This window comes from Paenibacillus sp. LHD-117, assembly GCF_030929555.1.
Taxonomy (GTDB): domain Bacteria; phylum Bacillota; class Bacilli; order Paenibacillales; family Paenibacillaceae; genus Pristimantibacillus.
Genome location: NZ_JAVFVT010000044.1, coordinates 38340 through 60267 on the forward strand (window position 1 = coordinate 38340; position 21928 = coordinate 60267).

At 57.0% G+C, this 21928-nt stretch carries 17 protein-coding genes and 1 pseudogene; 17 read left to right on the plus strand and 1 reads right to left on the minus strand.

Annotation, left to right across the window (positions count from 1 at the left end; translation table 11 throughout):
• The first annotated feature begins 2 nt into the window (after positions 1-2).
• From RB620_RS26175 to RB620_RS26210, 8 genes are all read left to right on the plus strand, one after another.
• A complete protein-coding gene (locus RB620_RS26175) occupies positions 3-1313 on the plus strand; it encodes an AAA family ATPase (protein WP_308099567.1) in 1311 nt (436 codons plus the stop codon).
• 741 nt (positions 1314-2054) lie between these two features.
• The gene (locus tag RB620_RS26180) at positions 2055-3506 is read left to right on the plus strand and encodes an FAD/NAD(P)-binding protein (protein WP_308099569.1); all 1452 of its coding nucleotides are present in this window, start codon (positions 2055-2057) and stop codon (positions 3504-3506) included.
• A gap of 143 nt (positions 3507-3649) precedes the next feature.
• A complete protein-coding gene (locus tag RB620_RS26185; RefSeq protein WP_308099571.1) occupies positions 3650-3913 on the plus strand; it encodes a hypothetical protein in 264 nt (87 codons plus the stop codon).
• Between the two features lie 43 nt (positions 3914-3956).
• Entirely contained in the window at positions 3957-4100 is a 144-nt protein-coding gene (locus tag RB620_RS26190) for a hypothetical protein (protein WP_308099573.1), read from the plus strand.
• A 414-nt stretch (positions 4101-4514) separates the two neighbouring features.
• Positions 4515-5111 (plus strand): sulfurtransferase TusA family protein, encoded by a 597-nt coding sequence (locus tag RB620_RS26195; protein WP_308099575.1) that lies wholly within the window; start codon positions 4515-4517, stop codon positions 5109-5111.
• Positions 5111-6256, plus strand: coding sequence for an MBL fold metallo-hydrolase (locus RB620_RS26200; protein WP_308099577.1), 1146 nt, complete (start codon positions 5111-5113; stop codon positions 6254-6256). Before RB620_RS26195 ends, RB620_RS26200 begins: the two co-directional genes overlap by 1 nt.
• 121 nt (positions 6257-6377) lie before the next feature.
• Positions 6378-6647, plus strand: coding sequence for a metal-sensitive transcriptional regulator (locus RB620_RS26205; protein ID WP_308099580.1), 270 nt, complete (start codon positions 6378-6380; stop codon positions 6645-6647).
• Positions 6648-6797: 150 nt separating this feature from the next.
• Positions 6798-7277 (plus strand): DsrE/DsrF/DrsH-like family protein, encoded by a 480-nt coding sequence (locus RB620_RS26210; RefSeq protein ID WP_308099582.1) that lies wholly within the window; start codon positions 6798-6800, stop codon positions 7275-7277.
• Between the two features lie 39 nt (positions 7278-7316).
• On the opposite strand, the gene udk is transcribed toward RB620_RS26210, so the two are convergent.
• Complete coding sequence (udk, locus tag RB620_RS26215) at positions 7317-7937, minus strand: uridine kinase (protein ID WP_308099584.1); 621 nt, start codon at positions 7935-7937, stop codon at positions 7317-7319.
• A 180-nt stretch (positions 7938-8117) separates the two neighbouring features.
• Here udk and RB620_RS26220 point away from each other — a divergent pair, with 180 nt between their 5' ends.
• The 9 genes and pseudogenes from RB620_RS26220 (at position 8118) to RB620_RS26260 (ending at position 21906) form a co-directional block, all read left to right on the plus strand.
• Positions 8118-8684, plus strand: coding sequence for a glycerol-3-phosphate responsive antiterminator (locus RB620_RS26220; RefSeq protein WP_308099586.1), 567 nt, complete (start codon positions 8118-8120; stop codon positions 8682-8684).
• Positions 8685-8750: 66 nt separating this feature from the next.
• Positions 8751-10238, plus strand: a complete 1488-nt coding sequence (gene glpK / locus RB620_RS26225; protein ID WP_308099588.1) for a glycerol kinase GlpK — start codon at positions 8751-8753, stop codon at positions 10236-10238.
• A 230-nt stretch (positions 10239-10468) separates the two neighbouring features.
• Positions 10469-12193 carry a glycerol-3-phosphate dehydrogenase/oxidase gene (locus tag RB620_RS26230; RefSeq protein WP_374121464.1) on the plus strand — a complete coding sequence of 575 codons (1725 nt, stop codon included), beginning with the start codon at positions 10469-10471 and terminating at the stop codon, positions 12191-12193.
• A gap of 191 nt (positions 12194-12384) precedes the next feature.
• A complete protein-coding gene (locus RB620_RS26235) occupies positions 12385-12876 on the plus strand; it encodes a hypothetical protein (RefSeq protein WP_308099590.1) in 492 nt (163 codons plus the stop codon).
• Complete coding sequence (locus tag RB620_RS26240; RefSeq protein ID WP_308099592.1) at positions 12873-13562, plus strand: AIM24 family protein; 690 nt, start codon at positions 12873-12875, stop codon at positions 13560-13562. The genes RB620_RS26235 and RB620_RS26240 overlap by 4 nt, the downstream gene beginning before the upstream one ends.
• Positions 13563-13617: 55 nt before the next feature.
• Complete coding sequence (locus tag RB620_RS26245) at positions 13618-16149, plus strand: GH39 family glycosyl hydrolase (protein ID WP_308099594.1); 2532 nt, start codon at positions 13618-13620, stop codon at positions 16147-16149.
• A 441-nt stretch (positions 16150-16590) separates the two neighbouring features.
• Positions 16591-18055: pseudogene (locus RB620_RS26250) on the plus strand (RNA-guided endonuclease InsQ/TnpB family protein).
• A 227-nt stretch (positions 18056-18282) separates the two neighbouring features.
• A complete protein-coding gene (locus tag RB620_RS26255) occupies positions 18283-19581 on the plus strand; it encodes an MFS transporter (protein ID WP_308099596.1) in 1299 nt (432 codons plus the stop codon).
• A 24-nt stretch (positions 19582-19605) separates the two neighbouring features.
• Positions 19606-21906 (plus strand): beta-glucosidase, encoded by a 2301-nt coding sequence (locus RB620_RS26260; RefSeq protein ID WP_308099598.1) that lies wholly within the window; start codon positions 19606-19608, stop codon positions 21904-21906.
• Positions 21907-21928 lie beyond the last annotated feature (22 nt).

Here is a 21928-nt window from a genome sequence, read left to right on the forward strand (position 1 = left end):
CCATGAGAAATAATACGGTCATGGCAATCAACAAAGAAGTTCCGTTCATCTGCAGAGTGTCGGATGCGACGGGAAGGACGAGCGCGGGCGCACATGTTTACTTCGATTATGCCGACATCATGAGCAAGGTCCAATTTTTCCTGAAAGAAAGATTCGGCTGCGAGCTCAAGCTCTATTACCAGGATGAAAATAACGATGTGTGGGACGCATTGGACGAGGATCTTAGGAGCGGCTACGACGGAGTCCGGCATGCGGCGAGCCTCTACGATCTGGTGGAGACCGCTCAGTTTCGATACGAGACGGAGCGGGATCGGGGGATGTCGGGGTACGAAATCCGCCCGTCCGCGCGCAACAACCTGTTCATATACGATGCCAACCGAGTGGCTTTCGCGCGCGTTCCGAGGGAGACTCAATACGGACTGGGGCACGAAGATATTATTTTCGCGGAGGATGATGAAGCGCTGGGCGCTTTCCTGGCGGATACGCGCGCAAGACAGCTGGATAACCGGAAGCTCATCCTGTTCAGCGATACGAAGGACGGGCTGGAGCAGGAGAGGCTGCGGCCCCGGGAATCGGTCACGCGAGACGACGTATTCATGGAAGAGGCGCTCAAGTCTCAAATCTACCGTTCGGTGGATGAATTTTTTGCGAATGAGGGGGCGTTCTTCCGCGATTACGGCATACCGTACAAGAGGGGCATTCTGCTCTACGGCAAGCCGGGCAACGGGAAAACGACGCTCGTCAAATCGATCTCCCAGACCGCCGGAGCCCCGGTTGCGTATTGGCAGATCACGGAATTTACGAGCAGCGAGTCGATCTCCGAGGTGTTCGCGGCGGCGATGCGGATGGCGCCGATGGTGCTCGTGATCGAGGATATCGATTCCATGCCGGAATCTTGCCGGTCCTACTTCTTGAACACGCTGGACGGCGCGGCGTCCAAAGAAGGCGTATTCCTGATCGGGACGACAAACTATCCGGAGAAAATCGACCCCGCGCTAATGAACCGCGCCGGAAGGTTCGACCGCGCATACGAGGTGAAGCTGCCGGATGAAGCGCTCCGGCATGCGTATTTGATTCGCAAGGGGATGGGCCGAATCGTGGGCGAAGATCAGTTAGCTGAGGTTGCCCGCCGCACCGAAGGTTTTACGTTCGCTCAGCTGGGCGAGTTGTTCGTGTCGGCTGCCCTGCAACGGCATTACGAAGGCGAAGCGGATCTGGGACGCCTGATCGGCGAGATGAAATCCGATTACGCCAAGGGCCGCAGCGGCGACTGGATGGCGGCGGACAAGGGCCGGGCGATGGGTTTTCTGTGAGTTGAAGCGAGGGCGTCGCGGTTGGCTTTTGGCGGTTGGCTCCTAAGGGCCAACCACCTTGTGAAGCTGTCGATTTAATGTTTACAGCAATTGACGACCCAATCGTCGCGGTAGAGTCGCATGTCATGTGTTAGATCTTGTAACGGTTGCCAGCGCGGCTAAATCCGCCTTTTGTGCTAGTTTGAAATTGTAACGGTTGCGGTGAGGCTTAAGCAGCATCAAAACGGCGAAATGGGGCTGATTTCGATGAAATAAGCTCGCTGGCAACCCTTATGATTTGGGAAGCGGCGTTTCAGGCAAAATAGGCGCACTGGCAACCGTTACATCATTCACGAACCCCGTTAGCCCGTGCACCCCCCCTCACCACAACCCACGCCACCGTCGCGCCGCCAATTGCTTAACCATCCCTCGCCGACACCGCGCATCCGCTCACTATGACTACCCCTCACCAATACCAGGCCACTTCGTCATCATCCATTTCCAACTTCGATCCTTCACTCCGGTAATCCCGTTTTCAAAATGTCGGTCATGTTGCACATTGCTTTTCGAAACATTTGTTCTCAATGTCCAGATCGTGGCGAAACGCTTTAAAATGACGTGAATACGTTATAAAATATGACGTAAATGAAGCATGGCGTATGACGAGGGAAGGCGTGCAGACAAAGATTTAAGGCATTAACGATTGAATTCGTTAACTAATGTGACGTGACCTAAATTCCACAACGGAAGGACAGAATCCGCATGAGCATACAAGCCTTGAACGAACGGGTCAAACAAGATTTATACTATTTGGCTTACGGAGGAGCGGAATGGGTTCGTCCGATTAAGGCCGAAGGCGAACACGTATACGACGTGGTGATCGTCGGCGGGGGACAGAGCGGGCTCGGGCTTGCTTTCGGACTGCTGCGCGAACGAATCGCGAACATTCTGGTCATCGACGAGAATCCGGAGGGGCTGGAAGGTCCATGGGATACGTATGCGCGCATGGTTACGCTGCGGACGCCGAAACATCTGACCTCGGTCGATCTAGGTATTCCTTCCTTGACGTTTCGTTCCTGGTGGGAAGCGCAGACCGGCGAAGAAGGCTGGGCGAAAGTGGACAAAATCCCGCGAGGCGAATGGATGAATTACTTGCGTTGGTACCGAAAAGTATTGGGGCTGCCGGTCGCGAACGAGGCGAAGCTGAAGCTGATCGAGCCCGTAAGGGAAGGGCTGCATAGGCTCCATCTGGAAGGAACGGGAGCGCCAGCCGAGCGCTTGCTTGCCCGGAAGGTCGTGCTCGCGACCGGCATTCAGGGCGGGGGGGAGTGGCATGTTCCGCCGTTGATCCAGCAGAAGGTTCCGCGGCGCTTCTATGCCCATACGTCGGAGCCGATCGACTTCGAAAGGCTGCGCGGCAAGCGAGTGGCCGTGCTCGGCGGCGGCGCATCGGCCTTCGACAACGCCCAGTTCGCTTTGTCCGAAGGCGTGGCTGAGGCGCATGTCTTCGTTCGCCGAGCCAAGCTGCCAAGGATCAATCCGATCCGCCAGATGGAGAGCTCGGGCATGATCGAACGGTACCCAGCGTTATCCGACGCGGACAAATACGCGGTCATGTCCCATTTTTACAAACATAATCAACCGCCTACGAACGATACGTTCGCTAGAGCGGCGGCTTATCCGGGTTTTCATTTGCATCTGGGCTCGCCGTGGCTTGACACGAGGCTGGAGGAAGGTGCCGTCGTCATCGTCACGCCCCAAGGCGAGTTCTGCTTCGACTTCTTGATCGTCAGTACCGGCCTCGTCTCCGATCCGACGCTCCGTCCGGAGCTGCTGCTTGTCGAAGGCGACATCGCAAGGTGGTCCGATCGTTACGAAGCGCCGCCCGAGGTCGCGAGCCCGATGCTGGACGCGCATCCGTATCTCTCATCTGGCTTCGCCTTCACCGGTCGCAGCGAAGAAGGACAGAGGCGGCTGCACGGGTTATTCGCGTTTAATTATTCCGTCATGGTCAGCTGCGGCCTATCCGCATCGGCGATCTCGGGGATGCGGTTCGCGGTTCCGAGACTGGCGTCGTCGATTGCCGATCAGCTCTTCATGGACGACAAGAACGCGATTTTGACCGACTTCTATGCTTACGAGGATGCGGAATTCAGCGGAGAATGGACGCCGCGGGCACAGACTCAGGACGAAATCGGGTATTCCGCAGGATAGCGCGGTCCCAAGAACAGTCCCAAGAACAAGTAGAACATTGTCAGAAAGAATTGTGATTCGACCGCGCGCTTCGACACCCCTCCGTGAGACAGCCCGTTATACTTAACCTGTGATGAAAAATACAGACAACGGAGGGGCGTTATTTGAACAAAAACTCGCTGAGGAAGCGGACGGAATGGTTCATCCGCATGGAAATCGATCGTGTCATTGCCAATTTGAAGAACGGAGTCGTCAATAAGGAGCACGCGCTCGGGAGCTTGAACACGTTACATCAAATCGCGTCGACGATGAAAGATTCAGATTCCATGCAGCATGTTTGCAGGGTGATGGACAGGGTTAGAAACTCGGCACATACGACAGGGGCATTCTATTTCACCGAATATCGGCGAGAGTCGATGTGGCAATAGACTGACCGGAACAATTCCGCCCCGCAGAACGGTATTCCTCCGAATGGAACAGCAGCTGGCGATCGATCCATTCGGCGGCAAGCCGCGGATGAGAGATTGGGAAGAGATGGCCGGCGGACAGATCGTCCGTCGCGAATCGCCGGAATTCGTCCGGGATATGCCATACGCGATCTTCTCGGCCCCATAACAGGCGAATCCGCCGATCGTCCCATGCTGCCGGATTGAGGCTGAAGGTTGCTGGATCGGCAAGCGTCCGTGTAATGTCAGTAGACGTCCTGCGTACTCGCGGGGACAACAATTCCTTTCTCATGTAAGCGATATAGTCCTCCGGCATGTACTCGCCTTCGGCGATCAGGTCGGAGGATTTTAATTGTCCGGCCAGCGGCGATGGAGAGGGACAGTATAGGGGGAGGACGGAATCGTGTTATTGACAGTGAGGGGCATTCGTTTTATGATGATAATACCCTATGGGGTATGTGGAGATCGGTATAGCGCGCAGTTCGGTAATTGTTCCCGCACTGTAAAGCGCCATTATTTTTGGTTTCTATATACCCACGGGGGTATTGGAGTAGTTACTAATCATCAACGGAGGGATATCATCATGTCGTTATCATCGCTTCAAGCGGACGTTACACTGGATTGCAAAGGGCTCGCTTGCCCGATGCCGATCATACGAACGAAAAAAACGATCGAGTCGATGGATACGGGCCGCGTGCTCGCAATCGAAGCTACCGATCAAGGTTCGCTCGCGGATCTTCAAGCGTGGACGCGCAGCATGGGTCATCAGTATTTGGGAACGATTAAGGAAGGGACATTGCAGAAGCATTACGTGCGGAAGTCTTCGCCGGATGAAGGGGCATCGCCTCGCAAACACGCACCCACGACCCCAAATGATCAGCTCCTCGCCATGATGGATGCAGGGGAGTCGGCATTCGTAATCCTCGACGTGCGCGAACCGGCGGAATACGCATTCGGCCATATCCCCGGAGCGGTATCCGTTCCGCTAGGGAAACTCGAAACTGGCATCGAGGAGCTGCGTTCCTTGTACGGAGGCGCCGAAATCCATGTCGTTTGCCGCTCGGGAACGAGGAGCGATTTGGCTTGCCGACTGCTTGCGGAATATGGCTTCGATCGCGTATGGAACGTGTTTCCCGGCATGTCGGAGTGGGAGGGGCCGGTGGAGAGGTGGATCGGCTGATGACGTCTGCAGAAGGGGTTAAAGGCATGGAAGCGGCCAAGCTGGCCGAATACGTGCTCGGCCGCAAAAAGCTGTTTATTCTGGATGTGCGCAATAACGAGAATTACGCCGATTGGAGAATCGAAGGAGCAGGCATTGCAACGGTCAATCTCCCTTACTTCGAGCTGCTGGACGATATCGAACCGGCCGTTAAACTTATTCCGCATGGCGAGCCCGTGCTTGTCGTCTGCGCCAAGGAAGGGTCTTCCGTCTTCGTGGCGGAGCAGCTCACGGAAGCGGGCGTGCCCGATGTATCCTATTTGATCGGCGGGATGAAAGCCTGGAGCGAGCACATGGAACCGGTGAAGGCCGGCGATCTGAAAGGCGGCGGCGAGCTGTATCAGTTCGTCCGTCCCGGCAAGGGCTGCTTGTCCTATATGATCATCTCAGGCGGCGAAGCAGTCGTCGTCGACGCGATGCGTATGACGGAGCGATATCTCGCTTTCGCGGCAGAAAAAGGCGCAGTTATCCGGCATGCGATCGATACCCATCTCCATGCAGACCATCTGTCGGGCGGCCGCAGGCTGGCGGAACAGACCGGTGCCGACTATTGGCTCCCGCCCAAGGATGCGGAAGAGGTTGGTTTTGCTTTCCGCAGTCTGGACGAAGGGGCGGAGATTGCGGTCGGCTGCACGGCCATCGCGCTAGCCGCCATCTATTCGCCGGGCCATACGATCGGCAGCACGACGCTGCTCATTGACGGAACGTATTTGCTGACGGGCGATATTTTGTTCGTGTCGTCGATCGGACGCCCGGACCTGGCGGGCAATGCCGAGTCTTGGGCGGATGATTTGCGGGAGACGTTATTCACGCGGTACAAAGGTTTGCCGCAGGAGCTGCTCGTCTTGCCCGCGCACTACGGCAAGGTCGGCGAGCTTGGCGAACGCGGCCTGGTAGCTGCGGAGCTAGGCGAGCTGTTCCGCCGCAATGCCGGTCTGGCGGTGGCGGACGAAGCCGCGTTCAGGCGCGCCGTCACGGGGGATTTGCCTCCGCAGCCGCATGCCTACCAGTCGATTCGCTTGGCGAACATGGGCAAGCTGAACCCGACCGTAGAAGAACAACGCGAGATGGAGATCGGTCCGAATCGCTGCTCCATCCATGACTAACGTAATGAAGGTCAAGCCGGCGATTGAATTTGCGCGACAAACCCGATATAGTACCTCTAAGAGCGAAAGAACGGCCGTCCCGTATGAACCGGCGCGGAGGCGGCGAACGGGAGGATACGACGTGGACAAATACGAGTATGACGATTCGGTAAGAAGAAGACTGAAGCGGATGGAAGGCCAGATTCGCGGCGTGATGCGGATGATGGACGAAGGGAAAGAATGCCAGGACGTCGTGACGCAGCTTTCCGCCGTGCGCAGCGCGGTCGATAAAGCGATGGCGCATATCGTCGCCTCGAATTTGGAACGCTGCATCGTCGAAGAGAAGGAACGCGGCGGCGATACGGGCAAGCTGGTGAAGGAAGCGGTCGAGCTGCTCGTAAGAAGCAGATAAAGCCCGATCAGCGAAGCTGGCGCGTGCGGGCAATAGTTGGCTGGACATACGGGAGATTGGCGGCGGCGAATGCTTGCGGCCGGTCTTTTGCGCCTTTTTTAATACCGGCAGGGGTATTCATGAGATGAATGAAAAGGAGATGGATGACGGATGACGACAAAGGAAAAAACAACGATCGTGTTGTTCAGCGGCGACTTGGACAAGGCGATCGCGGCGTTTATTATCGCGAACGGCGCGGCCGCATACGATCATGACGTGACGATCTTTTTCACGTTCTGGGGACTGAATACGATGCGCAAGGACGAGCTTGTGAAGACGAATAAAGGGCTGCTGGAGCGGATGTTCGGCTGGATGATGCCGCGTGGAGCGAAGAAGCTAGGTTTGTCGAAGATGAACATGGCTGGCATGGGCCCGCAGATGATCAAACACGTCATGAAAAAACATAACGCGCTTACGCTTCCGCAGCTCATCGAGCTGGCCCAGGAGCAAGGCGTGAAGCTGGTCGCCTGCACGATGACGATGGATCTGCTGGGCCTGAAGCGGGAAGAGCTGCTGGACGGCATGGAATATGCCGGCGTAGCCGCGTACTTGGGCGACGCGACGGAAGCAAAGGTAAACCTGTTTATTTGAATGAAACGATCTGCGCCGCAAAGGACGGCGACAGTTGTTTCACTTTGCGGCGGTCAAATAATTTTCCGTAAGCGCGGATAGAACCTGGATGCCGACTTGATTATGCCCGCCTTCGGGGATGATCAGGTCGGCGTATTTTTTGGACGGCTCGATGAACGCTTCGTGCATTGGCTTCACCGTATTCAAGTACTGGTCGTGGATCGACTTGATCGTCCGCCCGCGCTCTTCGATATCCCGGAGCACCCGGCGCAGAATCCGAACGTCCGGATCGGTATCAACGAATACTTTGATATCGAGCAGCTCGCGCACCTTCTCGTCGGACAGGACGAGCAGTCCTTCCAAGATGACGATGTTGTTCGGCAGCAGCTCGATCTGCTCGGTTGCGGAGCGCGCGTGGAGCGAGAAGTCGTACACCGGCGCGATCGCGGCGCGACCCTCGCGGAGCAGCTTGAGATCCCGAATGAGCAGCTCGTTGTCGAAGGCGAGCGGATGGTCGTAATTGAGCAGCTCGCGTTCCTCGAAGCTGAGGTCCGGATAGTTTTTATAATAATTGTCTTGGGAGATAAAGGTTACTTTATCCGCGCCGATCCGGTCGATAACCGATCGCGCCACCGTCGTCTTGCCGGAGCCGGTTCCTCCCGCGATTCCGATCATTAACATAGGCAACAATTCACCGTCCTAGTCATAAATACGATTGCAATCTCCGTATTGTAGCATAGGCGCGAACCTTTTTCATCCCGGATGCGGCAACGCGGAGATGGAGCATATTGGACATTTGCGCTGCACCCGCTGTTCGTATTACCTTAGAGTGTAGAACGAATCATCGGGAGGTGGACGAGGGTGCCGCTTTTGACGACGCAACAAACCGTGCTTCCGGCGGCCCGCAAGCCAAAGGAAGTCGAAGCGGTCATCGCTTCGCCGTTCGAGTACATGGTGCTGCTCGGCGGCCACTTGGGCCATGTGAAGGGACTCGTTGATCTGGCGCAGAGCAACGGGAAGAAGGTTCTGCTGCACGCGGATTTGATCGACGGGCTGAAAAACGACGAATACGCCGCGGAGTTTCTGTGCCAAACGATACGGCCGGCCGGACTGATCTCGACGCGGACAGGGGTGATCGCGAGGACGAAGCAGGCCGGCCTAATCGCGGTACAGCGCCTGTTCTTGCTCGATTCGGACGCGCTGGAGAAAAGCTACAAGCTGCTCGAGAAGACGCAGCCGGATTACGTGGAAGTGCTTCCCGGCATTATGCCGGAGATCATCCGCGAAGTGAAGGACCGGACGGGCGTCCCCGTCATCGCTGGCGGCTTGATTCGGACGAAGGAGCATGTGAGCGAGGCGCTTGCCGCCGGCGCGGCCGCGATTACGACCTCGCGAAGCGAGCTATGGCGGGACGGGAATAGGGCTTGACGGGTTGAACGGATTCGTTATACAGTGTGCGCACCGGACGCGTTATCGGGATGAGGAGGAATCGTTGTGGAAACATATATATTATCGCTGGATCAAGGAACGACCAGCACTAGAGCGCTGCTCGTTGATCGGAAGGGCGGCATCGCGGGAATCGCACGCGAAGAGCTGAAGCTTCACTACCCGTCGCCGGGAGCGGTGGAAGCCGACGCGATGGATATCTGGAAATCGGCGCAAAGCGTCATACGCGGCGTGCTCGAGAAGGTAGGGGCAAAGCCTGAGCAAGTTGCGGGCATCGGCATTACGAATCAGCGCGAGACGACGGTCGTCTGGGACAAGGCAACGGGGCTGCCGATCCATCCGGCCATCGTCTGGCAGTCGCGCCAGACGGTCGAAATATGCGACCGATTAAAGGCGGCGGGCCACGGTGAAGTTATTCATGATCGTACGGGGCTGCTGATCGACGCTTATTTCTCCGGAACGAAGGTCGCTTGGCTGCTCGAGCAGGTAGATGGGGCGCTTGAACGCGCGGAACGCGGGGAGCTGCTGTTCGGCACGGTCGAGACATGGCTGATCTGGAATTTAACAGGGGGCAAGTCCCATGTGACGGATGTGTCGAACGCTTCGCGGACGCTGCTGTTCAATATCCACGAGAGGCAGTGGGACGACGAGCTGCTTCGCATGATGAACGTCCCGCGGCTTATGCTGCCGGAGGTGAAGTCCAGCTCCGAGATTTACGGCTGCTTGGACGAGTCGATTCTAGGCCGCGCTATCCCGATCGCGGGAGCGGCGGGCGATCAACAGGCGGCGCTGTTCGGCCAGAACGCGTTCCGGAAGGGCGCGACCAAAAATACGTACGGAACCGGCTGTTTCATGCTTATGAACACGGGCGAGCAAGCGATCATGTCGCGGAAAGGACTGCTGACGACCATCGCCTGGGAGTTGGACGGCAAGCTGGAGTACGCGCTTGAAGGCAGCGTGTTCATGGCAGGTGCAGCGATTCAGTGGCTTCGGGACGGACTTGAGCTGATCGACACGGCATCGGAGACGGAAGCTCTCGCGGCCGAAGCGGAATCGACGGAAGGCGTTTACGTCGTGCCCGCGTTCGTTGGCCTTGGCACCCCTTACTGGAATAGCGACGTTCGCGGTGCGGTGTTCGGTTTGACGCGCGGCACGACCAAAGCGCATTTCGTCCGCGCCGTGCTGGAGTCTCTCGCCTACCAGACGAAGGATGTGCTTGCGGTGATGGAGGAGGAAGCAGGCATTCAGCTGGAGTCTCTTGCCGTTGACGGAGGAGCGGTGGCGAACGGGCTGCTGATGCAGTTCCAGAGCGATCTGCTCGGCGTGCCGGTCGAGCGCCCGGTCGCCCTGGAATCGACGGCGCTTGGCGCCGCATATTTGGCCGGTCTGGCAGTCGGGTTCTGGAAGGACAAAGCGGAGATCGAGGCGATGCGCCAAGTGGATCGCCTGTTCGAGCCCGCGATGGAAGAGGCTCGGAGACGGGAGCTGTACGACGGCTGGCAGCGCGCGGTGAAAGCCGCGATGGCGTTTTGTTAATCGGCGAGGTTCGATGCCGGGATTGCGTTTCCCGGGATCGCGTGGTATAGTGGGTTCAAGTTAATAAAGGTCGGAGATTCGGAGAAACCGTTTGGGCTGCCAGTACTTCCTATTTGGGAAGGCGGCGGCCTGAGCGGTTTTTCGTCGTTTGTGCGTGTTTTGCGGATATTGCGAGCAACTGGGTAAAGATAATCATACCTTATACACGAGGATCATCGGGAGGGGACATCATGGAGAAGGGCAACAAAGGGAATACGGAAACGAGAGACAACGGTTTGGCGGCGGGCTTCGGGGCGCGCGACCGTTCGCGCATGCTTAGAGAAATGGCTTCGAAAAAGCTCGACGTGCTGGTCATCGGAGGAGGCATTACGGGAGCGGGCATCGCGCTGGACGCCGCTTCGCGCGGCATGACGGTCGGTCTCGTGGAAATGCAGGACTTCGCCGCTGGCACGTCCAGCCGTTCGACGAAGCTGGTGCACGGCGGATTGCGGTACTTGAAGCAGCTGGAAATCGGCGTCGTGGCGGAAGTCGGCAAGGAGCGGGCGATCGTATACGAGAACGGACCGCATGTCACGACGCCGGAGTGGATGCTGCTGCCGCTATACAAAGGCGGGACGTTCGGCAAGTTTTCCACTTCGATCGGCTTGAAGGTCTATGACTTCCTGGCCGGGGTGAAGCGCGGGGAACGGCGGAAGATGTTAAGCCCAGCCGAGGCGCTGGCGAAGGAACCTTTGCTCAAGCGAGATGGCCTGAAGGGCGGCGGATACTATGTGGAATACCGGACGGATGACGCGAGGCTGACGATCGAGGTGCTGAAGAGAGCGGTCGAGACGGGCGCGTTGGCAGTCAACTACGCCAAAGCGGAGCAGCTGCTGTACGACGGGAATGGAGCCGTCTCGGGCGCGGAGGTGCTCGATCGCATTGGGGGAATGACGCACCAGATCTACGCGTCCCACGTGATCAATGCAGCCGGGCCTTGGGTGGACGCAGTCCGGGAGTTAGACGGCTCCAAGCGGGGAAAGACGCTGCGCCTGACCAAAGGCGTTCATCTCGTCTTTGACGGCAGGCGGTTTCCGCTTCGACAAGCGGTCTACTTCGATACGCCGGACGGCCGCATGGTATTCGCGATTCCGCGCGACGGCAAAACGTACTTCGGGACGACGGATACGAACTACGCGGGGGATACGGCTCATCCGGCAATGACGGCCGAGGACCGCGACTATTTGCTGCAAGCGGCCAACGGCATGTTCCCTCAACTGCTGTTGACCCCCGCCGACGTAGAGTCGAGCTGGGCCGGACTGCGGCCGCTTATCCAGCAGGAAGGCAAATCGCCGTCCGAGGTTTCGCGCCGTGACGAGTTGTTTGTGTCCGAATCCGGCCTGCTGTCCATCGCGGGCGGCAAGCTAACCGGCTACCGCAAGATGGCGGAGGCGGTCGTCAACAAAGTCGCGTCGCTGATGGGGGGCGCGAGCAACGGCCGAACGTTCGGTCCGAGCATGACGCGCGATATCCCGATATCGGGCGGAAACGTAGGCGGCTCGGCTGGATTTGAGGATTTTGTAGGCCGATCCGTAAAAGAAGGCGTGGAACGCGGCTATGGCGAAGGCGAGGCGAAGTTCCTCGCGCAGCGTTATGGCTCGAACGTCGGCCGAATCTTCGAGGATGCGGAACATGCCGATCGATTGGGAAGCCGGTTCGGCTTGCCCGCCGAGCTCGCCGCGATGCTGCGGTATGCCGTACGGCACGAAATGTCCGCGACGCCCGCCGACTTCTTCGTCCGCCGCACCGGCAACCTTTTTTTCCGCATGGACGAGGTTCGCGCATGGAAGGAGCCCGTTATCCGGGCGATGGAGCAGGAGCTCGGCTGGAGCAAGGAGCAGCGGGACCGATATACGGCGGAATTGGAGACGCTCATCGCCGAAGCGGTCACGCCGGCGCGGGTTTCTGCAGAGTGAATTATATGCGCCTCGCGAACCTCTCGCTTCGATTCGGAACCCTTTTCCAATTCGGACGTATTTCGACATGACCCGGCCGTTCTGTGCTAGAATAAATTGACGAATGGGACGGCAAATAGTCGGATGAAGCGGCGTATTACTGCTGGAAGACAGCGATCGCCGTTACTATATGTACGAGTCGGGGTGAAACGATGAGAAGGCGCAGACTGTTCGTGACGGCACTAATCTTATTCCTATTTTCGGCCGCAACGGCGGCGGAGACGGCGAGTGCGGGCGTATTCGACCGGATCAAAGATATTTACGAAACGCCTGATCGCTTGGAAGAGCTCCAGCAATCCTACGATGCAAGCATCAAGGCGATGGAAGGACAGCTGGAAGAGTCCCGCAAGCAAGCCCAGGAACTAATCGACCGGCAGGATGAGCTGCAGCGCAGCAACGAAGCCTACCGGGAGCAGAACGAGGCGCTCGCGCAAGAGAACGAACGGCTTTTGCGCCAGATGGACGAGCTGGAGCGGAGCCGGGAGTCGATGTACCGCAAAGCGGCAGTCGCCGGAGGCATCGTCGTGGCGCTCATCGCCGCCTATGCGTTGTCCGTCCGGATATGGCGCTACATGGTATGGCGCAAGCAAGGGCGCGAAAGCCGGCGTCATGCCGACGACGGCCGGGGAGTGACGCTGCCGTGAACATCGTCGCGCCATCCCCTCTCGGACACATCAGAGTCGAGCTGCAGGAGCAGGATGCGCTCCAAGTGCTGCATCCGAAGTCGATTATTACTTTCCATGGCTCGCCGAGAAATCGCGAAGACAAGTTCATGGATATCGGCGGTGCCTTCCGCAAGAAAAAGTGGATCCGTTCCCGCCTGCAAGGGCCCGCCGCGTTCGTCATGGGTTTGCCGGCGGGTTATTCGCTTGTGCCGGTGGACGTGCCTGAGGGCGGCAGCTTGCTGTTCGACTTCCGCCACGTCGCATTCCTCACGGATGGCATGCCGTTCAAGAGCAAGGTGATGCGACTGAAGACGGCTTGGATTACGAGGGAGCTTATCCGCATCCAATTCTCCGGACCGGGCACGCTCGGTGTGCTGGCCAGCGGCGATCTTGCCGCGATCCAGCTGGATCCGGAACAGCCGCTGTTCGTGGACAAAGGCGCGTTGGTCGCATACCCCGAGGACGCCTCTATCCGGTTATCCGTCTATGGCAACTCCTTGGCGAGTCAACATATGAACGTGCAATGGGAGCTGAAGGGCAAAGGTCCGGTACTGATTCAGACGGGTTCCAGGGACACGGGGCTCGAGAGCCGGCTCAGCGACGACGGCTGGTTCAAGCGGGTGCTACGGGAAGCGCTGCCGTTCGGCAGCGTGTACATCAAATAAGGGGAGAGTCGGTAAAATAAAACTGATTCGTCAAGAATGGGGGAGGTGATGCCGCTTGCGAAACTCCGTTTATGAATGGATAGAGACAACCGATACGCTTCCGTTCGACGTGCAGCTCCACAGCGTCAATTACGTTCCGAGCCACTGGCATAACAGCATCGAAATCATATTCGTGCTAAGAGGCGAGCTCGAAGCAACGGTCAATCAAACGAAATATGCCTTATCGGAAGGCGATGTCCTTCTAATCAACGATTGCCACGTGCACGAAGTCATTGGCATGGGCATGAACATCATCGCAACCTTCTTGATTCCTACCGGATATCTAAAAGAAAACCTAAAAGGCGCGGAAACGAAGCAATTCCGATGTTTTTCCGGTTCCGCAAGAAAAGAGCAGCGTCAGGCGCTCGACCGCATCCGCCAGTATATGGCCGAAATGGTTTATATCCAGCATAAGCAGGGGGAAACGTTCGAGCTGGAGATGCGAATCCGAATGCTGAGCATCTTCTCGCTGCTCATCAAACAGTTCGAGGCGGAAGCGGAAGACGGCGGGGGCGCCATGAACGAGAAATACATGGACCGGATGCTCCGCATCATCACGTATATCGACGAGCATTATAGCGAGCCGATCTCGCTGCAAGCCATTGCGGAACGGGAATATTTGTCCATCCCGTATCTCTCCAAATTTTTTAGCGAAAACATCGGCGTGAATTTCCAAACCTACATAACGAGCATTAGGCTGAAAAACGCGGTAGACGAGCTGCTCCGCAGTGCGGACGCATCGATTGCGGACATTGCGCTAAAGCATGGATTCCCGAACGCCAAGTCGTTTTATTCGGCGTTCAAGTCCAGATACGGGCTCACCCCGAACGATTACCGCAAACAATACAGGCCAGAAGCGAATACGGACAAAGGCCGCCCTTCGTCCAATTATTTGGCGTTCAGCCAATCCAGCGCGTTAGGCATCATCCACCAGTACTTGCACAGGGGCCAATCCTTCCAAGACATCGAAGTCGGGGGACTGGATACGGAGTGTCATGCCGTGCCGGTGACCGGCGAAGGAACGTCGCTTCGCCATACTTGGAAGCAGCTCATCACGATCGGCAAAGCGAAGGAAGGGCTGCATGCCGACGTGCAGGAGCAGCTTCGTTTCGTCCAGCAAACGAGTCCGTTCCGCTATATTCGCTTCCATGGGATTTTTGACGATGACATGATGGTCTACCAAGAAAATGCCGAAGGCGAACCCGCCATCAATTTCAGGTTCGTGGACCAGCTCTTCGATTTCTTGCTTTCCATCGGCTTGAAGCCGTTCGTAGAGCTGGGATTTATGCCATCCGAGCTGGCGGCGGACAAAAGCAAGACGATTTTTTACCGAAAGAGCTGCGTCAGCCCACCAAAGTCGTTGGACAAGTGGTGTTTGCTGATGGACCGATTCGTCCGTCATTGTATGAATCGGTACGGCGCGGAGGAAGTGGAAAGCTGGCGCTTCGAATTTTGGAACGAGCCGGAGCTCGAAGTCTTCTGGCCAGGGACGAGGGAACAGTATTTCGAGTTTTATTCGAGGACGTACCGGACGTTCAAGGCGATTTCGCCTGCGCTTCTCATTGGAGCGCCGGGACGCATCATGTCGATGCAATCGGAAGAGCTGCTGCTCGCGTTTTTTGAGTTCTGCAGAAGGGAATCCTGCTTGCCGGATTTTATTCCGCTTCACTTCTACCCGCATGAATCGATCTCGGTTATGGCGGATAAGGAAAGATTAGACCGCTGGTTGAAGCTGGAGCCGTTCCGGATTCTCATGGAGGAATTCGGACAGGTATCGCCTAATCCCGATTATCTTCGCGATTCGCTAACGAAGGAACTTGCGCTGCTGAAGGAGCAGGGGTTCGGCGATGCGGAGGTCTACCTGACGGAATGGAACTCCACCGCATACCATAGAGAGCTGACGAACGACACGCTCTACAAGGCGGCCTACATCGTCAAAAACATCGTCGACAACCTAGACCGGATCGACGGCTTCGGCTATTGGGTGCTCAGCGACAATATCGAGGAGACGCCCGCATCTTCGCAGCTGTACCACGGCGGGCTGGGCTTGATTGCGCAATACGGCATACCTAAGGCGGCGATGTCCGCTTACGAGCTGCTCGCGAAGCTTGGCGACCGGCTGGTCGCGAGAGGAGAGCGATACATCGTCACGGCCGGCCGCGGCGGGTATCAGGTGCTTGCCTTCAATTACTGCCACTTCGACGATTTGTATGCCCTAGGCGATATATCGTTCATCGACGCGACCAACCGCTACAACGGCTTCAAGGATGGCAAAACCGTCAGGCTGCGGCTCGCGCTAACGGGACTTGCGGCGGGACGCTACCGCATGGCCGTCCATGAAGTCGGCCGCAAGCAAGGCAGCAGCTATGACCGCTGGACGGAGCTCGGCGCGCCGGAGTACGTGACCCAGGACGATATCGCCTACCTCAAAGCGGCTTCCCGCCCGCGGCTTCGGGTGCAGTACCGGGATATCGAAGGCGATCTGGAATACGTGTCCGTCTTAGAGCCGCACGGCATCTCCCTGCTGGAGCTGTCGCCGGTCTATTAATAGATCGCTCCGAAGTACCGTAACCATTCGATCATCTAACGGAACTCAGCGCTCTTATTAGGCATGTATTGGCTCATTTAGATAGCTAACGGAACACACAACGCTTAATCGATTTTTCAGGCAGAGAAGGCCTAATAAGGCCTAATAAGGCCTAATAAGGCTCCATACTTTCGTCCCTCAAATCGAACAAAATGAGCCGAATAGCGTCGACTGCTTCCGTAAGCATCCAAGAACAACCACAATGGCAACGGTTTTTCAGTTTTCAGGAACGTCTACTAACCCGTCTATCAATTTGCGCCGAGAGGACTCTCACTTCTGCAAGTGGCGAGGTGAATCGGCGACTTCCTGAGTCTTCTCTCAAAATGTTCTTCTTCCCCAACAACATATGCGATATAATCGAAACAGAACATATATTCGCATCGTTTACGGAGGGGAGGTGAGATCTTGCCTGAAGAGAAGAAAGATTATCGAACCTACCAAATTTGGATCAAACCCGGTCATCGATTGTTTACTTACCTGGACCAGGCTTGTCAGAATGCCAAGAATCTCTACAACACGACGAACTTTTATATTCGTCAAGTGTTTACCGCCTTTGGGCGGAATGAACCGCTGCAGCCGTTGCATCAGCAAGTTATGGACACGCTTAACTCAACTATTGACGCCATGAACGAGCGACGAAGCGAGAAGAATCGTTCTCGCCCATTCAAGCTGCCGACCCAGGAAACTCCTTTTATTCAATATAACTTCCTGGACGCGTTATTCAAAGTGATGGAACAAACCGACTATCGGGCGCTTCCCGCGCAAAGCAGTCAAGGAATCATGAAAGTTGTGTTTCAAAATTGGAACGCCTTCTTCGCCAGCATCAAGGACTACCGCAATCATCCCGAGAAATATAATGGACAGCCCCATATTCCGGGATATGCCCGAAACAGGGTGAAGGAAGTAGTGTTCTCGAATCAGGATTGTGTGATCAAAGATCGGAAGTATCTCAAGTTCCCCAAGACCAAGCTGCAGCTTAACATTGGCAAGTTAGGCCATACGGATAGCAAACTGATGCAGATACGAGTAGTCCCAAGCTATGGCCGCTATGTGGTCGAACTGGTTTTTGCATATCAGAAAGAAATGAAGGAAGCAGCGCAAGAAAACGTAAAAGCCGTAAATCATTCTGATTTACTAATGGCCATTGATCTTGGCGTCAACAATCTTGCAACCATCGTCACTACCACCGGTTCGAAACCGGTCGTGGTGAAGGGCGGGATTGTCAAGTCGTTCAATCAGTACTATAACAAGATGAAGGCCTATTACACGAGCCTTCTGCGTATGGGCAAAGCGCCTGGCGAAGGAACGCAAACATCGAGACGGTTAGAGCGGATGCATCTGAAGCGACACCGCAGGATCAAAGACCTGTTCCACAAGGCAAGCTTTCGGATTGTGAAGCTGGCAGTGGAAAAGCAGATCGGCACGATCGTCATCGGGCATAACGACGGTTGGAAGCAAGGGGTTGCGATCGGACGGCGAAACAATCAGTCCTTCTGTCATATCCCGCATCGGATGCTGATCAAGATGATCCAATACAAAGCGGCCGAGCAGGGCATAACGGTTGTTCTGACGGAAGAAGCATACACCTCGAAAGCCAGCTTCCTGGATCATGACCCATTAGTAGATTTTCGGTCGATTTCGCGGCTTGGTGAACAAAGCATGCAGCTCTTCTCTGGCAGGCGAATATATCGCGGGCTGTATAAGAGCGCGAAGGGCTTGATTCATGCCGATGTGAACGGCGCAGCCCAACATTATGCGAAAAGTATTCCCTAACGTATTCCCCCAAGGAACGAATGGGATAGAGGGGTTGGATGGAAAAAAGACCATCAACGTGTCAACTCCACTGGTGTTAAGTATCCTGAAATAAGGGATGTACATCAGAAACCCCCACTCCAGACGATGCGAATGTATCGGTAAGTGGCGGGAGTATTCATGTCGTTTTTTAATCTATACGCCGGGAAACGGAAAGCGTTTACACGAAAAGACATTAAAAATCGCCCCTAAACAATGCAAGCCGCCTCCTGTCCGCAAGGGGGCGTTTTTTTATATAATTCTATATGTAATCGCTTTCAAATATGATTGGAGGTTTCCACTATGGCTGCAGCAACGGTCAAAGCAACAACAAGAACGCCATTCGGCAGACTTACTTTCGGCATTATGTTCGGTTACGGCTGTATGATGCTGGCGCTCATGACGCCCGCGATTCTATTATTGACGTTCAAAATGATCGAGATCGATCCCGACGGCTATACGGGCTCGTACGGATTGGTGGCCGGAGTGGGCGCGTTCTTCGCCTTGATCGGCAATCCGCTTGGCGGCGCGATCAGCGACCGCACGAAGCTGGCGTTCGGCAGGCGCCGCACTTGGATACTCATCGGCCCGCTCGTCGGCTGCGCGGCTCTGCTGTCGGTTGGGCTGGCGACGGAAGTTTGGCAGATCATGATCGGTTGGGCGATCGCTCAGCTGTTCTTCAACTTCGGGATGGCGGCTTACACGGCGCTCATACCGGATCAAGTGAAGCAGGAGCGCCAAGGCACGGTTTCCGGCCTTGTCGGACTGGTGCTTCCGATCGCAATGGCCGTCGGCATGGTGCTGATGATGCTCATGACCTCGGTACCTTCCGAGACGAAGTGGATTCTGCTGTCCGTGATCGGCATCGTGGGTCCTATCGTTAGTTTATTCGTCATCAAGGACGTCAAACCGGAGATCGAGCCGGCCAAGGGCGAGAAGCTGTCGATCGGGGAGAAGCTCAGCCGGGTTTACCCAAGCCCTCGGAAGTTCCCCGCGTTCACGTGGGCGGTCGTGTCCAAGTTCCTGCTTATGATGGGTTACTGCAGCAGCTTGTATTTGACGGTCATGCTGGTGAACCGAATGGGGTACACGGAGGCTGACGCCACGACGGCGGTCGGTACCATTAACATTATTTCCATGATCGCCATGGCGTTTACGAGTATTCTGGGAGGCGTCCTTTCGGACAAATTCCGCAAGCAGAAGCCGTTCCTGTACGGCTCCGCGTTTATTATGGTCATCGGCATTCTCGTCTATGCTTTCGTGCCGAGCGAGCTGGCGTTTATCGTGGCCGCGGCGGTTATCGGGCTTGGGGGCGGCTGCTTCTCGGCGGTCGACATGGCGCTGGTGGCGAGAATTCTTCCGCGCAAGGAAGACGCGGCCAAGGACTTCGGCATTATGAACGTAGCCAACGCGCTCCCGCAGTCCATCGTGCCTGCGATTGCGCCGCTGCTGCTGGCGATCGGCGGCTGGCCGTTCTTCTACATCGCGCTGGCGGCATGCGTCGTGGCGGGCATGATCGCGGTCAAGCCGCTGCCGGAGGTCGGCAACCACGCTGCGTCCGCTCCGCCGCTAGATAACGGAGCCAACGCTAGAACGAATTAATATGCAGAGAGGTAGGGATGTAGGATGGAGAGAAACGTAAAAACGATTATCGCGCAAATGACGGTAGAAGAAAAGGCGAGCCTGTGCTCGGGGCTTAACATGTGGCAGACGAAGGCGGTCGAGCGGCTCGGCATCCCGTCGATCGTCGTGACGGACGGTCCGCACGGGCTTCGCAAGCAGAGCAATCCGGGAGACATGTCAAGCAAGACGGTGCCAGCCACCTGCTTCCCGAGCGGGGCGGGCCTCGCCTCCTCCTGGGACAGAGAACTAATCGAGGCGGTCGGCAATGCGCTCGGCGAAGAATGCCAAGCCGAGGATGTAGGCGTTCTTCTGGGACCGGCGGTTAACATTAAACGTTCGCCGCTCTGCGGCCGCAACTTCGAATATTTGTCCGAGGATCCCTATCTCTCCTCCGAGATGGGAACGCATCACGTGCTGGGCGTGCAGGGGCAGGGCGTCGGCACATCCGTGAAACATTTTGCGGCGAACAACCAGGAGACGCTGCGCAATTCCATCAATACGATCGTGGACGAGAGAACGCTGCATGAAATTTACCCGAGCTCCTTCGAAGGTCCGGTCGTGAAGGGCGACGCTTGGACGGTCATGTGCGCCTACAATCAAGTCAACGGCGAGTTCTGCTCCGAGAATAGCGAGCTGCTGACGAAGGTACTGAAGGAGCGTTGGGGTCATGGCGGCATCGTGATGACCGATTGGGGCGCGATCAACGCACGCGTGAAGGGATTGGAAGCGGGCCTGGAGCTGGAGATGCCTTACGTCGGACCCGAGCATGACGCCATGATCGTTGGTGCCGTGCGCAGCGGCGAGCTGGACGAAGCGGTGCTGGACGCGGCCGTGGAGCGGCTGCTGACCGTGATCTTCAAAGCGGCCGATGGCAAAAAGGCCGGTTTCGCGTACGACCGCGACACTCACCATGCCTTGGCGAGACGCGCAGCTGCGGACAGCATGGTGCTGCTGAAGAACGAGGACGCGCTGCTGCCTCTTGCGGCCGAGCAATCCGTCGCGGTCATCGGCGCGTTCGCCAAGACGCCTCGCTACCAAGGAGGAGGCAGCTCCCATATCTCTCCGACCCGGATGGATGCGGCGTTCGATTTCATCGCGGCGGCCGCGGCCGGAGGGGCGGGCTACGCGCAAGGGTATCCGCTGAAGGGCGACGCCGTCGACGAGGCGCTGATCGAAGAAGCGGTGACGCTTGCGGCGGGCAAAGATGTCGCGGTTATTTTCGCCGGACTGCCGGAGTCGTTCGAGTCGGAGGGCTTCGACCGCGAGCATCTGGACATGCCGGCTTCGCATAATGAGCTGATTAGGCGCGTGGCGGCCGTGCAACCGAACACGGTCGTCGTCCTGTCGAACGGCGCGCCCGTCGCGATGCCGTGGCTAGGCGGAGCGAAGGCCGTGCTGGAAGGTTACCTAGGCGGCCAGGCCACTGGAAGCGCGGCGGCCGATGTCCTGTACGGCCAAGTGAATCCGAGCGGCAAGCTCACGGAGACGTTCCCGGTCCGTCTGGAGCAGACGCCGGCATATTTGAACTTCCCGGGCGGCAAGAGCGAGGTGTTTTACGGGGAAGGGTTGTTCGTGGGATACCGTTACTACGAGGCGAAGAAGGAGAAGCCGCTGTTCCCGTTCGGGCACGGGCTGAGCTACACGACGTTTGCCTACGAGAGCATCGCCGTCGACAAGGCGCATATGAAGGATACGGAAACGGTGACCGTGACGGTAACCGTCCGCAATACCGGCGAACGCGCAGGCAAGGAAGTTGTGCAGCTGTACGTGAAGCCGCTGGACAGCACGGTCGTCAGACCGCTCAAGGAGCTGAAAGGGTTCCGCAAGATCAGCCTTCAGCCGGGAGAGTCGGCTCAAGTGACGTTCGCGCTCGATAAACGTTCCTTCGCTTATTTCAATACGGAGATCGGCGATTGGTTCGCCGAGACCGGCGCGTACGAGCTGCTGTCGGGACCTTCTTCGGCCGAGACGCCGCTAGCGGCGGCCGTGAACGTCGTGTCGACGGGCATCCCGTTCCGGAAGGTGACGCGCAACACGAAGTTCTACGAGCTGATGGCCATTCCCGAGACGGCGGAGTTCGCGGAGAAAGCGATGAACGATAGCGTGGAAGGGTTAAAGCAAATGGGCGCGATGTTCGCGGAGAGCATGGGCGACAGCGGATTGGTTGAATTATTCGAAGCGGTCGTGCGAATGAAGAAATTCGACGGCCTGCGCTCCATGTCGGGTCTGATGGGCGGCGGCATGACGGAAGAGAAGCTGGAGGCGACGATCGCGGAGCTGAACGGAAAGCTGGGACTTGGATAAATAGAAGCGAAAAAGGGAGGGA